The sequence below is a fragment of the Mesorhizobium sp. LSHC412B00 genome (assembly GCF_000503035.1).
Taxonomy (GTDB): domain Bacteria; phylum Pseudomonadota; class Alphaproteobacteria; order Rhizobiales; family Rhizobiaceae; genus Mesorhizobium.
The window spans coordinates 891,871-905,713 of record NZ_AYWB01000001.1; the positions used below are offsets into that span (position 1 = coordinate 891,871).

Consider the following 13,843-nt stretch of genomic DNA (forward strand, 5'->3'; position numbering starts at 1 on the left):
ACAAGCCCCAAGAAATCATTTGACCATCAAAGTCGGTGAGACATTTGAAAGCCTCGGCTGGAGGGCCTTTGGGCATATTGGCGCTTCTAGCATTGCTAGTCGTACACGGGATCGGGCGCTATTTCGGCCTCTGGTAGAAGTTGTCGGAAGGGAACCAGACGGCGGGAGCAAGCCCGAATGCAAAAACGGGGGCAGAGCCCCCGCTGCAGATCATAACACTGTCGGCTATTTCATCGGAACGTATAGATCGATCCTGAACCGTACGCTGACGTCACGGTTACCTTGACGCCGCGACGAACCCACCGCCCGCCAAGATGCTCGATGATCCAGCGAACTAGCCGGCCGGCATATTTCTTCATTTCGTCGGTGAAACCAGCAGTGCCAACATGGCGAAGCACAAATGGCTCTGTAGCGATAACCGGCGGTCGCGAGGGAGCCGCGATCACCGCACCCATAAGCACGGCGACGCCGAGCCTAGAAGTCAGCAACTCGAAGATACCCTGTCCTATGGATGTTTTGTGGGCGTTGGCGTGGGAGCCGGGATCGAAGACGAAGTTGTTTAGGTTCGGATCGCGGCTAAGGCTGATTTGGTCCGGTTGGTAGTTGTTCGGCATAGCGCCACTCCTTTGATGAGGTTGCTCAAACTGAGCGTTTCCTTCGCGTTGATGCGTAGGCGCATCCTGCTAAGGAGAGGCGTCATATACGCGACTTGTCTCCAGGATGCAAGACGTCAAATAGGACGCCTGGCGCCTGCGCAGAACCCACGACCCAATTCTTATTAGTTGAGTCAATCACCCCCGCTCGATGGTCGGGGGCGTTCCCGGCGTCGCGCTAAAATTATGAAATTAATTTCACCTCCAGGCCGTTGCCGACTGCGGGTTCGACACGGAAGGCGGACTGGGAGATAGCCGCCATGCATCACAATCGAAATAGCCTACCGCTCGACCCTAGTGGGTCTGAGCAGTCAATTGTTGCCCTGCTCGCGCGGAAACACAGCGCTCAAGTCCTGTCGATATGGCCGAATGATCGCATCTGCGAATACCTGCTCGCTTCAGACAGCCGCCGACACACTTGGCATGCCTGGCTAGCTGCCCATGACACGATCAATGTGGTCGAGACTTATCGGTTTTTGTCCTTCGCTAACTCCCGGCAGATTCTAATAGATGCATTCGGCTCCTGCCCTCCCGGCATGATTTCCGCACTCGGCAAGTTGGGACCGTATGCAAGGTCGAAGCACGTCTATGTGGCGCTGCATCAAGCGCTTATGGCCGCTGGACCGTTGGCAAATCACGTATGTCAGGCAACGGAATTCCGGGACGACGACATTCTTTCACTAGCATCGGCCTCGACGATGCCAGTGTCGAACCGAGTTCTCCGCTCGCTGCTGAAGTGCAAAATACCCACCCCGGAGCTGGTTGAACTGCTGTGGGTGATCGCGCGGCTGTCACCCATGCACGATGAGCAGCGACTCGTTCGCGCCATTGTTCAGGGCCGCCAACCGCCTGCAATTCTGGCAAACTTCTTCAGTCTGATGCCGTTCCCCGACCCGCCGTTTGAGCAGATCGGCGCGCTGACCCCGATCACAACGGCGGAGCAGCTTCGGAAAGTCGGGAATGAGTTCGACAACTGCCTGAGAGGCGGAGACGAACTCGCATACGCTGTCGCATCAGTGCTATCGGGCCATCGTTACTTCTATGCCTGGAATGGCGATCGCCCTGCTCTCCTAGCATTCTGTAGATGCGGCCTAGCAGGGTGGATTTTGGCTGAACGGTCTGGTCCGGCTAATTCCTGCGTTCCGGAAGCTACGATGGACAAGATCGCTGAGGAGCTGGCCAGCGTCCCTAATGTCTTTGTCGGCAGACGAGGCTCAGGAATGTTGGAGTGGATTTGTGCGAAATGATCTCGGCCGCCGCCGTTGAACGTCGCCAAAAGCTAGGAAGTTTACAGGAGAAAGCCCTTGGCCGACGAGACCATCAATCTGATCGGATTAACTTCAGATATCGTTTCTGCCTACGTCAGCAATAATCCTTTGCCGGTTGCGTCATTGATCCACAGCGTGAACCTCACGCCTGCGGTTAATCCGAAGAAGTCGGTGTTTCCTGACTACATCGTCTGCCTCGATGACGGGAAGCAGGTTAAGTAGTTGAAGCGGCATCTGATCACTCACTATAACCTTATACCGGAGGCCTACCGTGAGAAGTGGGATCTTGGGCGCGATTACCCTATGGTGGACCCGAACTATGCTGCGCATCGTTCAGCCTTGGCCAAGTCGATGGGGCTTGGACCGAAAGCAATGGACCCAACAAAGCTTCATCCAAGCGGAAGGCAAAATAGGCAGACCGTATAGCACGCAAGGTCTGTGGGCGCTTCTCCGATCACACCATCATGGCTCGTCAACGAACCGGCTAGGCAGTGGCGGGGCGTCACCATCAATGCCCGGGATCAAACACTTAGACCAGGTCCGGATACGGTTCGCGTTTAGACTAGGCCGTGTCGAGAACGTTTGACGCTGGCCAGGTTTCCCACAACACGACAGGCAATCGTCGGATCGCGTCGTCGGCGAGATTCAAGTCATCGGCAACGTTGCGGGCTTGAGCCCGGTTAGGACATATGCGGACGTGTTCGCTGGTCACGTGCAATACGTTCACGTAGAGGCCTTCTCGAAACCAAACCTGCCGCGTCTCGTCAACGTAGATCACCGCGTCGGTACCCTCGCCCTTGAAGGCGAGAGATTTGAGTTTGAATCCTGCCGCCAATAGCGAAGCTGCGACGGTCAGCGGGTCGCCCATGCGCCGGCTCATGCCTTGCTCGCCCGCGCAGTGCGCTCGGCCGGCGTCGCATGCTTCCATCGATGCAGTTGCGTGCTGATCGTGTTCTTGCCGCAGCCACCCGCCGTCAACGCCGCGAGCGCGTCCTTTCGGGCGACCACGCCCTCGGTCTTCTTTGCCATCGCGTTGAGTGACGCCCAGATGAAGGCCACAGGATTTTCGATGGTCGACACGCGCTCGCGAGGACGGCCCTTCTCGGCCACCTTGATCGCCGCCTTCACCGTATCAACCTCAACCTTGAGCGCATCAAGCTTGGCGCGCAGGGTGGTCACGTCGACGACCGCAACTACAGGAGCCGACGCGGGTTTCGCCTTATCTTTCGCCTTAACTGCCTCCGGCTCGGTCTCGACGGCGGTTGCTGTTGATACAGGTCGTACGACAGGCGTAGTCATCGCGATGTACCATCGCTGCGTTTCGGCGTCCTGCCCGATGATGAAATCTGCCGGGTTCAACTTCTGACGGAACGCGTCCTTACGTGCATTGGCCTTGGTTGCGTACATGTTCAGCGCGGTCATTGGCGGGTCCTTTCGTCGATGTTCTATTGCATCCACTGGGGCATATACAACCTACAGTTGCAGATCAAGCCAATATGCTGTCAATCGATGAGAACCGAAGGATTAATCGTGTTCCCTGCGGCACAAAAGCTGATCCAAACGACGTTGATGCAAGTGGGCAAAAATTGCCTGCTACACAGCTGGGTCGTGAGCATCACGACGACGATGTCGGCCGATAGGTCGATAGGTTCGCACTACCAGAGGTGCTTCAGGACAACGTTCGGAAGCCTTATCGACCGGACGGATTCCGCCAGCATGACAAGGTCAAACAGGTTCAAGATGGCGGCCAGTCAGCAGGCGAGTGGCGAAGCTCTTGACCGTCTGAGCATGGAACCGCTTGCCCGTTGGACTGGTCGCACCGATCTCATTAAGCTCGCGAGCTATCTCTGAATACGACATGGCCGGCCATTCGGGGGGCAAGAACCTTTCAATGTGCGCAGCGAAGGCAATGGCACTTTCTCGGTTGGCCTGGGCCAGTACCTTGCCGTTCCGCCCAAGCACCGTCCCTCTTCGTTTTGCTTGTGCCAAAGCCGCCTTGGTTCGCTCCGAGATCAGCCGCCGCTCTTCCTGGGCCAGCGCAGCAAAGATATGTAGCTGGAAGTCGGTCGCATGGGGCATTTCAGCGACGACAAGCTGGACTCCCTTCTCCATCATCGATGCGATGAAGCTGACACGGCGGGAAAAGCGGTCGAGGCGGGCGATCAACAGCGATGCTCCCGCCTTTTTTGACGCCATCATCGCTTTTGCCAGTTCAAATCTCTGATCGTTCCGGCCCGATTCCACCTCGACGAACTCTGCGACCAGCGACCCATTCGCCTCCGCAAATTGCCGGACCATCTGCTGCTGAGCGTCTAGACCGAGCCCTGACCGAGACTGCTTCTTCGTGGAAACCCTGTAATAGCCGACATATTTCATGGAGCCTCGTCAAACATAAACGCTGGTTTATGTTTGACGAAGTCGGCCGAAAAGTTGCTCAGGGCAACGGCGTCACTTTGATGTTTGGTAGACGCGGATGGCTCTCGGCACGGCTTCCGCCGCTATCCAGGCACAAGGACGTTAGAGATCGCATTGCGGCTTTCGTCCAACGGAATTGTCTCCTGATAGCGAAGCTTCTGGCTCTGTTCGCGCGCCACCTGGCGAGCTAGATCATCCATCTCAGACGAGAGTGTAAGGAGCCCGCCAAACTTCTCCTCTTTGTCAAAGATGCGGCGCGAGCCGTCCGGCACGTGGAGTGTGCGGGCAAAATCCTTGTTATGCCACAGGTAGTCCAAGAAACGCTGCGTCTCGGCTAGCACCGCCAATTCATAGTAGACCGAAGTGCGCAGAACTGCCTGATTGGCGTGGTACATGATCGCCGCTATGTCGAAGCTGGGTAAGTTAATGTATTTGCCATCTTCGATCGCGTCGTTCTTAACGTTCTTGGCTAGACGAATCGACTTTTTGAGACCTCCTTGGGCATCGTTTTGATCGCGATCGTGCACCCGGCCGATGTGGAGAAACGGCAGGTTATCGACTGTCTCAGGAACCTTCTTATTCAGAATGGTGACCCCGCGATCACGCTCGTTGCCCGATGACTGATATTCGTCGGTGTCGTGCCAGTGCGAAGGAACAACGTCCACCGGCCTGGCCAATGATCCGCCGGAAATAGCAATTGCCTTGCCTCCGGAAATGTCCACGTCAGCGGCCGGGTATGCGTTGATTAGAACCTTCTCGGCTTCCTTGCGTAGGCGGGTTAGACGCCCAATGGAGGTATCCGGCGTAGGACTAGTGTAGTGACCTAAGCGGGCCTTCAGACCGGTGAGGCGATAGGTGTAGAAATCGGCATCTAGGTTCAGCAGGTCTACATCACTGACTCCACGAATATGCACGTTGAGAGGAACCGAGCCTTGGAGCCGGAACACCACTGCAAATCCAGCGGCGGTTAGCTTTTCGCTTAGCTGCTTGCCTACCCGCTCTGCAGTTTCAATACTGACTCGGGTGTAGTCTGGGCCAACCTCTTGCATCGCTCCCAATGCGTACCGCGTGTATGGCTGAGTCAGGGCTCGCCTCTGCCAGCTCTCCTCCGAAATACTTTTCTGCAGGACGTCAGATTGCGCCGCCGTGCTAAGCCGACCAAGGCGATCAACGCCTCTGCGGCGAGTGTTCAACTGTCTCAGCCGTTTTTCGATATCAATGGCCATTCACAACCTCCGAAGGATCATCCGGCCGAATGTGTAGCGGCCGTATCCATTGAAATATTCGCCCTCGCCGGACCGTGTGTCCTTGGAGAAAGTGATCTCAGCCGACCCACGGTGACCAGTCAGTTCCGGTTGACCCATCTTTGGTTCGTTGGTGTAGCTATAGAAAAGCCTAAACCCGTCTGCTTCGTCGCGGATCAGAGCCGCGCTGGTGCTGTTCGAAGCGGATTGATCAGTTTTCAGTCGGACTCGAATTCGATCCCACGTCTGGACGATTGTGATCTTGGCCTTCCACTCGAAGTTGGTTTTGCCTTCTGTGTTGATCGACTGACCCGCGCATTCCCATTCGCCCGAAAGGTCGGGAACTTTTAGGAGCTTCGAGAAAATGCGCCACCGCCAGGCAAAGCGGTCGAGGATCCAGTACAAAACGACAAACACTGTGCCGGCTCCTGCAAGAGAAAGGACAGACGGCGGAATATTCGCAGAGACACCGAATGCTTTCGCAAGGTCAACCGCCCACAGCAAGGCAAACACTACCGCAGCGGACACGCCACCAGAGATGATACCAAGGTAGTGCCCAATGCGAGATCGATTTACTCCACCTAGGACTGTATATTCATGTTCCATAATGATCCGGTTTCTTGCAGTATTCGTTCAAATCACAGCGTTGTAAAATGTGCCAACGAGCGAACGGGAGTACCCGCCGATGGGATACTTAGAACATAGCATTATTGCTGATTCGCTCCACGGGACGGAGTCGAAAATGTCTTTCGGATCGTGAAAATTGGCGATGGCACAGATTTCGATGGTGCTTTGATTGGTGGTAACCTGACCCAACGGGACCCGTAATGCGGGAGTTGAAGGGTAAGGCCTGCCACACACACTCTTCGCCGCAATCGTGTTAACGACAACTTGTTCCCGCAGCGGCATGCTTTCCCCTCTGACCCAATCGCGCATTTCTTATGGGATGTAGAGCTAGCGATTCCCGCTGACCTCCGCGACCTGCGCCCGCAGAGTAGAGTGAACCTCCAACATGGGTGGTAGAGTTTTTTGTCCTCCTTGGGCGATCAACGCTGCAATTTCGGCGGGGGGCGCTCGATCAAGAATGCCGAGCCCGAGATTGCGCCTTTTGAAGGCGTGCAGAATCGACAGGAAGGGCAGTTTCAGGTCATGCGGCCGACAGCACTCGCCATAGCGTCGATCTGACCCGCAGCTGCAAAGCTCGGTATCCTTGAACTGGGTTAGCCGATAGTAAGGGTCAGACTGCCCGAGATCGTCCGGCATAGCGTGCTGACGTCCAGGCCACCGATCAAATACCGCCAAGTGGAGATGACGGAGCACCCATACGCTGTAGAGGTCGAGCAGCGTACGCAAGTCGCCGCCAGGCGACCAAGCCTTGTCGAGCGTCGGGTGATAAGCGCACACCGAGCCATCAGGAAAATTTGTGTGTCGCGGGCCGATCCACTCGACATGCCCGTCTTGATCCCAAAAAGCCCATCCGCGCGGCTCCACCGCCGATGTTTTTGGCAAGGCGATAAGGAATATGGCTTCCCGTCCTAGGCCCTCTACCACGCGGCTGCGAGCGAGAAGCCATACTCCATAGTCATCGGGGATGAGAGTTGCGCCGGGGTATGCCCGTTGCACATTCTCTAGCTGCCCGGCGTAGTTGCCGGCGAGGCCGACGATCCGTGATTCGGCACGGGGCGCCCGTGATCGATCGGACGACCTTTGCCGTCGGGTGGACCCTTGCCGTGATCGGGCTGCGGGTCCTCCCGCTCCTTGCTGTTGCTCATTGCTTTTCTCCTGGACAGTCGTTGAGAAGGGCTGTGGATCGAGGATAACGATGCCCCCGTCCTTCACCCGCACGGGCCGGCGTGCGTCCAAACCGTCGCCAATCCGCTGCAACTCAGCCCGCACATCGTCGGCCAACGACGCTTCCATTTTGCTTGCCGATGTGCGAGTCTGTGTCACCAGCACAGGATGCATATTCGGGCGAAGCGTGTCAAGGCGTGCTGATCGCACAATTGGTGAACATGGACGAATTCGAAAAAAAGCTCGTCGGAGCGGTCCGCGAGAAGCGCGAACGTGAAGGTCTCAGTATAAGAGCACTGTCGGGGATTGTGGGGATCAGCTTCTCCACCTTGGCCCGCATCGAGCGGGGCGATGGATCGCCCGATAACAATTCCAAGATTAGGCTGCTCGAGTGGCTCGGCCCGGACGCCGACGAACACGAGCTTGGCTTTGACCGGGTGGCATTTGTCCACTTCCGAGCCGGAAAGAACGCGTCCTCCGGGACCGTACAAACCCTATTGCAGGCAGCCGTGTGTCTTCGTCAGCACTACGCTAAGGGTGACATAACAGAACCGAGCGGCGTGCCGACAGATGGGGACGTTATCGCAATGTCTAAGGAGGAACTGGAGCAGACAGCCGAAGATTTCCGAAGAGACTTGGGATTGAAGAAAAACGATCCGCTGGACCCATTCTATTTGGTCGTTGACTCCGTGACGGTAGAGAGACTGCAAGACTCATCTTGCATTCCGGGGAGAACAAAAATCACTCTTTCTGGACCGTCGCGCGCCGAATGGTCCGCGATGAGTGTTCCGTTAAATTCTGATCAAGATAGCTGGGTTGTCTTCCTAAACGACTACCATACTGTTGAGAGGCAAAGAGTAACGTTGCTTGAAGAATATTGGCACATTCTTTCCGGGCACAAGCTAACAAAAATAGCTAAGATTGCTGGATCCTTCGGTCGGACATATGACAGTGCTGAGGAGCACGATGCCTATTTCCTGGCATCGGCCACTTTGCTTCCGAGAGACGCGATTAAGCGTATGGTCTCGGATGGCAAAAGTGCCCCCGAGATCGCGTCCTTCTTCGGGACCTCACCGGAACTTGTTGAATATCGAATAAAGCGGCTCGGGCTATGGCGCGATCATATTGGAAAGAAGGTGAGCCTCACCAAACCCTAACGACGTTTACAATGCGTCTCTAGGCGGGTTCCGATCAACGAAGAGGAAGCTGCCCGCAGCGTCGAAGGCGCAATGCCACTCAGTTTCGACGCAGGCGATCGCGGGACTTGAGCATGACGCGACGCCCTGGCTAATGTTGCAGATCTAGTGTCAGCGAAGTAGCTCCGCAGACGCACCTGTCGCAGACATAGGTCACGCACTTGAAGTGGCTGTGCAGGTCACGCAGCAATCCTAGAAGGCCAGGGCGATTGGCGACACGTCGCGACAGTGCGCGATACTTAAGCTCGGACGCTTGTAGCTTCGGGAAGTGCAGCCTGATCAGACGACTGGCGTCGTCGTCACTTATGGCTATGGCAGATGCACCCTGGAAGCGTTGTTCGGGATTGAGCAGGTCAAACCCAGTGTACCCGCTCTCGTCGATTCGGAAGCACTCCAATTCGGCCTTCCTCCATTCTCGAACGACATTGTATCCGAGGCGTCAGTGTCTCACCGATCGAGCTTGATTAGAACTGTCACCCTGACGCCGCCGTCGGCCTTGCGCAAACGCAGAAACTTAGTGCATCTTCAAACCGGGGCCTATGGGGGTCGTACGTGCCTGAACGAAAGCAGAGGACGGTCTACGTTGTGGCGCGGGCCTTTCTGCAGGGCTTGGCTTTCCAACAATCGCGAACCTCCTGCCGGGGCTGTGGCCGCGATTGGAGAGGGCAGGCATCGATGCGGAAATCGCCGACGTCATTCGCTTTCATCATCCCGATTTCAACGCGGAAAGGCTTGAGACTTACCCCACAATCGAACAGCTCCTATCGGAAATGAGGGCGAACGCAGATCTCTTCGTGTCCACCCGTCCGGCAATGGGTAACTTTACCAGCGACAAGCTGGAGGATCGACGCGCCAAGCTGCTGCTGGAAATGGCGGGTTGGTTTCATAGTCTGAAAACGTCGGCCCTTAGACCGAAGCCCGGTTGGTTGCAAAGGCTGACTAACGCAATGAGAGATCAACAAGCATCGATCATCTCGTTCAACTGGGATTTAATCCTAGACGACCTGCTCTTCGGAGAATCTCTGGACAAAGGGAGCTATGGGCTAGATCGTCGCAGAAGGGGACCACGTCTTATCAAGCCGCATGGATCGCTGAACTGGTACCGAAGCGATACGGCCGGCCCGCTGGCGCCCGAGAAGAAGTTCAGTCTCGCAGGATCCGGTGCCGCAGAAGTCTTTGCCTTTAGGCCGCTGCGGGAGGTGCATTCCAAGTCCGGTCGCCAGTATATGCCGTTGATAGTACCGCCGGTTTACATGAAGCAGTTTGAGGGACCGCTCTTTCAGAGGCTATGGCAGGAAACTGTTCAAGTACTCAGCACTGCTAGCGAAGTCCGGTTTCTCGGGTTCTCTTTGGCAGAAGCCGACTTCCATGCAAGGTTCGTGCTGAGATGCGGGTTTTACAACCAAGAGCACGGCGCACTTAGGAGCGACACCCGGCGCGACGCTGCGACAGGTCGGGCAAAGGTTGTGGTAGTTGATCGATCGAGCGGGCCATTAGCCAGAATTCGCGCAACAGTCGGGTGGGATTGTGAGTTTCATGAAAAAGAAATCTCTGCCTGGATAACAGACGGAGGTCTAGGCTCTGGCTGACCGTGCCGTTCTCAATGACGGCTCGGGGGGTACTCCGGCGCACGGGGTCGCACCTCTAGCGACCTTTTCGAATTTCGACATGGTGCGCCGATACGGTCCACCAGCAACGGCTCCAAGGTAACCACCATTTCGTCGGTAAAGAAAGCTTCAGGCCTCACGCCCACCGAGAAGCATCTAGCCAAACTGGCTGATGATACGTTTCTTGATCTCTGGTCCTGGCCCAACGTGTTCAAGAAGGCAGGCAAGGAGCTATGTGACCTTCTCGTGATCTGCGGTGACGATGTGCTGATGTTTAGCGACAAGCATATCGCGTGGCCGGATGCGCCTTTCGAACTCGCATGGAAACGCTGGTACAGCCGGGCGATAGGGGAATCCGCCCAGCAGATCCGCAAGGCGGATCTCTGGCTGAAAAAGAATCCGCAAGCGATATTTGCGGATGGCAAATGCGAAAAACCCATCCCGCTGAAGTTGCCGCCGATCGGGCAAAGGCGTGTCCACGGCATCTGCGTCGCCTCCGGCGGAGAGCGGGCCGCTTCATCCTACTTCGATGACCCGGACGGTACATTCATGATTATGCCGTCCCTGCGGGGCAAGGACCATGTTGACTTCACCCTGCCGCATCATCGGGCTTTCTGCATTGGCGACGTCGATCCCGATGGTCCGTTCGTCCATGTGTTCAACATGGCAACCCTTGATTGTCGTTATGTCGGAATTCGACACGATTACCGACTTCACGAAATACCTCAACGCGCGCGCAGATCTCATTCGATCGGGAAAGTTGTCGCTTTCACCGAGTGAAGCAGAGCTGGTGGCCAACTATCTGTTGATGATGGAGCCGAACGGGGAGCATCGGTTTCCTTTGATTTCGGATGTGAAGGGTGCCGACGCTGATGCTGACACGGCGATAGCATTTGTGCAGGGCGAATATGCCTATCTCGTCCGCTCCCCGGAATATCAACGGCGATACACGGCGAACCGTATCTCGTATGAGTGGGACCGGCTGATTGGCCTTTTCACCCATGGGGTCCTGAACGACACCCAATTCCGAATCTTAGATACCGATCCCACCGTCGAACTCGCTGAACGAGCGCTGCGCATTATGGCGAGAGAAGACCGTGTGCAGCGCCGCGTGCTCGCCGAGGCGATCATCGGTGCCCGGGAAGCACTCGAAGTGCAGAAGATGGGGCGGCTTGCCCGCATCGCCGTGACACCTGATCGGTCCACAGGTGAAAAGGTCGCCTATGTCTTTCTTGTTCTCGCCGGCGTCGATGAAATGGTGCAGGAGGACTATCGCCGCGTCAGAGCAACCATGCTGCAGACATACTGCCTCGCTGCCTTGCACGACGACCGGGATCTGAAGCTTTGCGTTGGAATCGCTGTAATGGCGATCTCCGATAAGGGAGACTCGGAGGATCTCGTTTCCTATCCGCAGCAGGAGTGGACACCTGAATTGCTCGAAGACCTGCGCGTAGCTCGCGATAGTTTTGAAGTCCTGCAAAAACCCCTCGAATTGAAGACGACGGCAATTCATGCAAGCAGTTTCCCTCCAGATCCTGCGTTTGAAGGCATGAGCCGGCAGCAGCGTCGCGCGCTGGAACGTCAACGGGCGAAGCAGCAACGATCGGCGCGGCGATCGCGATGAGATGCGCGGCTATAGCCCTGCCGCTGACGATAACGACCCCGTTCTGGACGTCTCTCGTTCTCAGCGAAACGACTTCAGGTCCTGGCTGCGTAGACATCAACGACCGAAATGAGGTCGACTCCCGCAATCGGGACAGTGCAGGGGACCGTAAAATCCACGGCGAAACACTTGAATTAATGTCGCAACATCAAGCGCTGGCCACCAGATCATGCAGCTTCCCACACTTGGTTCAGTATCCTCGCTGCGAGGGCAGCTTTGTCTTGGGCCAAGAAGCGGCCATAGTGTTTGGCCACCNCACACTTGGTTCAGTATCCTCGCTGCGAGGGCAGCTTTGTCTTGGGCCAAGAAGCGGCCATAGTGTTTGGCCACCATGTCGGGCGTGTCCTGGATGGCGTAGCTCGCCTGCTCGTAAGAACCAGTCTGCTTGAGAATGTGGGGCGCAAGCACATCACGGACATTGTGCCCGGCCATCGATGGGGTTTTACTGCTACCAGGTCCTAAGATTGGAGAGGAGGGTGGTGAGGTGATCGAAGACGAATGGAAAAGGACCTCGCGGTCAATTGAGACGGCAACGCCGTGAAGCTACCTATCGGAAAAGAAATGCCGGGGAACTTCTTCCAGTTTGACGTTGCCAGCGTAGCTGAAGCGATCTCGCTAGCTGAACGATTCAGGGCCGCAGGTCGATATCGCTATTTCCGAGGTCAACGTAATGCTAAATGGCGCATGCAATCGAGTTTCGCTCGTCGCACAAAGAAGGAAAAAGAAGAAGAGATCAGGAAACTCGATGCCTTCTACAGTTGGGTACGCCACTCGCCAGAGTTACTTCCCTATCTTAAGGACGACGAGAGTATTGTTGCCACTGCGCAACACCATGAAATTGCAGCTACCATTTTCATTGATTTCAGCACGGAACCCACCGTCGCGGCATGGTTTGCCACTGACAACGCCATAGTGGGTGAGTATGGCGCAATTTTTATGGTCAATCCGGATGACGTGTCGAGCGTTTTTAAATCAATGACCGAGAGTGGGATCGTAATGCGTTTCGTCCAACCAGACATTGCGAACCTGTGGCGGTTGCAAGCGCAGCACGGCTTATTCCTCCATACTCAAACGGATGTCGACGGGATTTGGCCATTTGACCGGATCGTATTCAATCAAACCAGCGTCATTCCTACTATTGAGAGGCGAAGGATTTATCCCGATCGTCAGAGCCATCTGGAACAAATGATCGATCAGTATCGCCTGCTTGCGGAGCGGCAAGAGAATTTCAGAGACCTCGCCGACTACGGCGTTAGACGCGGAGCAATTTATGTCAGAATCGAAGATCCCCCGGACCTGACGCCGTCGGATCTTGTGGTGCCAAAATTACCCGCAGTTCTTTTGAAAACCCCAGATGAACGATGGCCCTTGATGGACATTGATTCCGCTCCGCCTGTTCTGTCACCGAGCGAGCTTCGAACTGGAGGCAAACCACTCCGGGAAGTCGTTAATATGCGTCGTTCCAGTGCAGACTTGGTGACAGTTGAGCCCGACTTTACCCGTCACGAGGGCGATTCTTTCCAAGCCTTACTTAATCGGCTCTGGACCGGGATGCGCCCGCATCCATACACGGGCAATCAAATCACCCGCGCGGTTTCCAAGTTCGCATGCCTATATCCGGCATTTCAGAAGTTCGACCTAGGGAAGGGCTTCGGCTTAGATGAACTAGCCGACTCGCTGGTCGATGACGCTATTGAAATCGAGATGGCGATAATTGGAGGAGGGTCAACTCGTGCCTATGTCGCCTCGGGGAGCCTATGGCAAACGCTAACAGAAGCCGGCCGAGACCTACTAGGTTTTTCCCAGAACCCAGGACGTGAGGCACTTATGGTGGCCCTCGATCCGTACTCTGGTGGTAGTCTGCGCTTGTACGACAAGCGCGCGCTGGTAGATCTGTTTTCAGACCAAATAGTTCCTTGGCAGATAGTCGTTGAACGATCCGTAGCCGCCTATTGGCCAACACACATCGCCACACTTGGCAGGCCTTAGTCCAACTCCTGCTGTTT

Annotated in this window: 13 protein-coding genes and 1 pseudogene; 7 read left to right on the plus strand and 7 right to left on the minus strand. The window is 55.9% G+C overall.

Annotated features, from left to right (window positions below; all coding sequences use genetic code 11):
* Positions 1–230 precede the first annotated feature (230 nt).
* Positions 231–614, minus strand: a complete 384-nt coding sequence (locus X757_RS160555; RefSeq protein ID WP_023725265.1) for a hypothetical protein — start codon at positions 612–614, stop codon at positions 231–233.
* Between the two features lie 299 nt (positions 615–913).
* On the opposite strand from X757_RS160555, the gene X757_RS160550 reads away from it, so the two are divergent.
* Together X757_RS160550 and X757_RS01000000164520 are read left to right on the plus strand one after the other, a co-directional pair.
* Entirely contained in the window at positions 914–1,900 is a 987-nt protein-coding gene (locus X757_RS160550) for a hypothetical protein (protein WP_023725266.1), read from the plus strand.
* Between the two features lie 57 nt (positions 1,901–1,957).
* Positions 1,958–2,347, plus strand: a pseudogene (locus X757_RS01000000164520) (MucR family transcriptional regulator).
* Positions 2,348–2,483: 136 nt separating this feature from the next.
* Here the strand turns inward: X757_RS01000000164520 and X757_RS160545 are convergent.
* The 6 genes from X757_RS160545 to X757_RS160520 form a co-directional block, all read right to left on the minus strand.
* Positions 2,484–2,789, minus strand: a complete 306-nt coding sequence (locus tag X757_RS160545; RefSeq protein WP_031251048.1) for a hypothetical protein — start codon at positions 2,787–2,789, stop codon at positions 2,484–2,486.
* An 8-nt stretch (positions 2,790–2,797) separates the two neighbouring features.
* Complete coding sequence (locus X757_RS160540; protein WP_023725268.1) at positions 2,798–3,343, minus strand: hypothetical protein; 546 nt, start codon at positions 3,341–3,343, stop codon at positions 2,798–2,800.
* A 303-nt stretch (positions 3,344–3,646) separates the two neighbouring features.
* On the minus strand, positions 3,647–4,297 hold the full coding sequence (locus X757_RS160535) for a recombinase family protein (RefSeq protein ID WP_023725269.1): 651 nt from the start codon (positions 4,295–4,297) through the stop codon (positions 3,647–3,649).
* Between the two features lie 122 nt (positions 4,298–4,419).
* Positions 4,420–5,562: a hypothetical protein gene (locus tag X757_RS160530; protein ID WP_023725270.1), complete on the minus strand. Its 1,143-nt coding sequence runs from the start codon at positions 5,560–5,562 to the stop codon at positions 4,420–4,422.
* A complete protein-coding gene (locus tag X757_RS160525) occupies positions 5,563–6,186 on the minus strand; it encodes a hypothetical protein (protein ID WP_031251049.1) in 624 nt (207 codons plus the stop codon).
* Between the two features lie 348 nt (positions 6,187–6,534).
* Complete coding sequence (locus X757_RS160520) at positions 6,535–7,488, minus strand: SEC-C domain-containing protein (protein WP_156933389.1); 954 nt, start codon at positions 7,486–7,488, stop codon at positions 6,535–6,537.
* Between the two features lie 80 nt (positions 7,489–7,568).
* On the opposite strand from X757_RS160520, the gene X757_RS1000000165670 reads away from it, so the two are divergent.
* The 5 genes from X757_RS1000000165670 (at position 7,569) to X757_RS160495 (ending at position 13,826) form a co-directional block, all read left to right on the plus strand.
* Positions 7,569–8,528 (plus strand): XRE family transcriptional regulator, encoded by a 960-nt coding sequence (locus tag X757_RS1000000165670; protein WP_023725273.1) that lies wholly within the window; start codon positions 7,569–7,571, stop codon positions 8,526–8,528.
* Between the two features lie 695 nt (positions 8,529–9,223).
* Positions 9,224–10,156 (plus strand): hypothetical protein, encoded by a 933-nt coding sequence (locus X757_RS160510; protein WP_023725275.1) that lies wholly within the window; start codon positions 9,224–9,226, stop codon positions 10,154–10,156.
* A gap of 225 nt (positions 10,157–10,381) precedes the next feature.
* Positions 10,382–10,954: a hypothetical protein gene (locus X757_RS160505; protein WP_031251051.1), complete on the plus strand. Its 573-nt coding sequence runs from the start codon at positions 10,382–10,384 to the stop codon at positions 10,952–10,954.
* Positions 10,860–11,798 (plus strand): hypothetical protein, encoded by a 939-nt coding sequence (locus X757_RS160500; RefSeq protein ID WP_156933390.1) that lies wholly within the window; start codon positions 10,860–10,862, stop codon positions 11,796–11,798. The genes X757_RS160505 and X757_RS160500 overlap by 95 nt, the downstream gene beginning before the upstream one ends.
* 576 nt (positions 11,799–12,374) lie before the next feature.
* Positions 12,375–13,826 (plus strand): FRG domain-containing protein, encoded by a 1,452-nt coding sequence (locus X757_RS160495; protein WP_156933392.1) that lies wholly within the window; start codon positions 12,375–12,377, stop codon positions 13,824–13,826.
* The last annotated feature ends 17 nt before the right edge of the window (positions 13,827–13,843 follow it).

Excerpts from the sequence above, each read along its gene's own strand:
- X757_RS160555 (WP_023725265.1), bottom strand. The coding sequence starts at position 614 with ATGCCGAACAACTACCAACCGGACCAAATCAGCCTTAGCCGCGATCCG.
- X757_RS160550 (WP_023725266.1), top strand. The coding sequence starts at position 914 with ATGCATCACAATCGAAATAGCCTACCGCTCGACCCTAGTGGGTCTGAG.
- X757_RS160545 (WP_031251048.1), bottom strand. The coding sequence starts at position 2,789 with ATGGGCGACCCGCTGACCGTCGCAGCTTCGCTATTGGCGGCAGGATTC.
- X757_RS160540 (WP_023725268.1), bottom strand. The coding sequence starts at position 3,343 with ATGACCGCGCTGAACATGTACGCAACCAAGGCCAATGCACGTAAGGAC.
- X757_RS160535 (WP_023725269.1), bottom strand. The coding sequence starts at position 4,297 with ATGAAATATGTCGGCTATTACAGGGTTTCCACGAAGAAGCAGTCTCGG.
- X757_RS160530 (WP_023725270.1), bottom strand. The coding sequence starts at position 5,562 with ATGGCCATTGATATCGAAAAACGGCTGAGACAGTTGAACACTCGCCGC.
- X757_RS160525 (WP_031251049.1), bottom strand. The coding sequence starts at position 6,186 with ATGGAACATGAATATACAGTCCTAGGTGGAGTAAATCGATCTCGCATT.
- X757_RS160500 (WP_156933390.1), top strand. The coding sequence starts at position 10,860 with ATGTCGGAATTCGACACGATTACCGACTTCACGAAATACCTCAACGCG.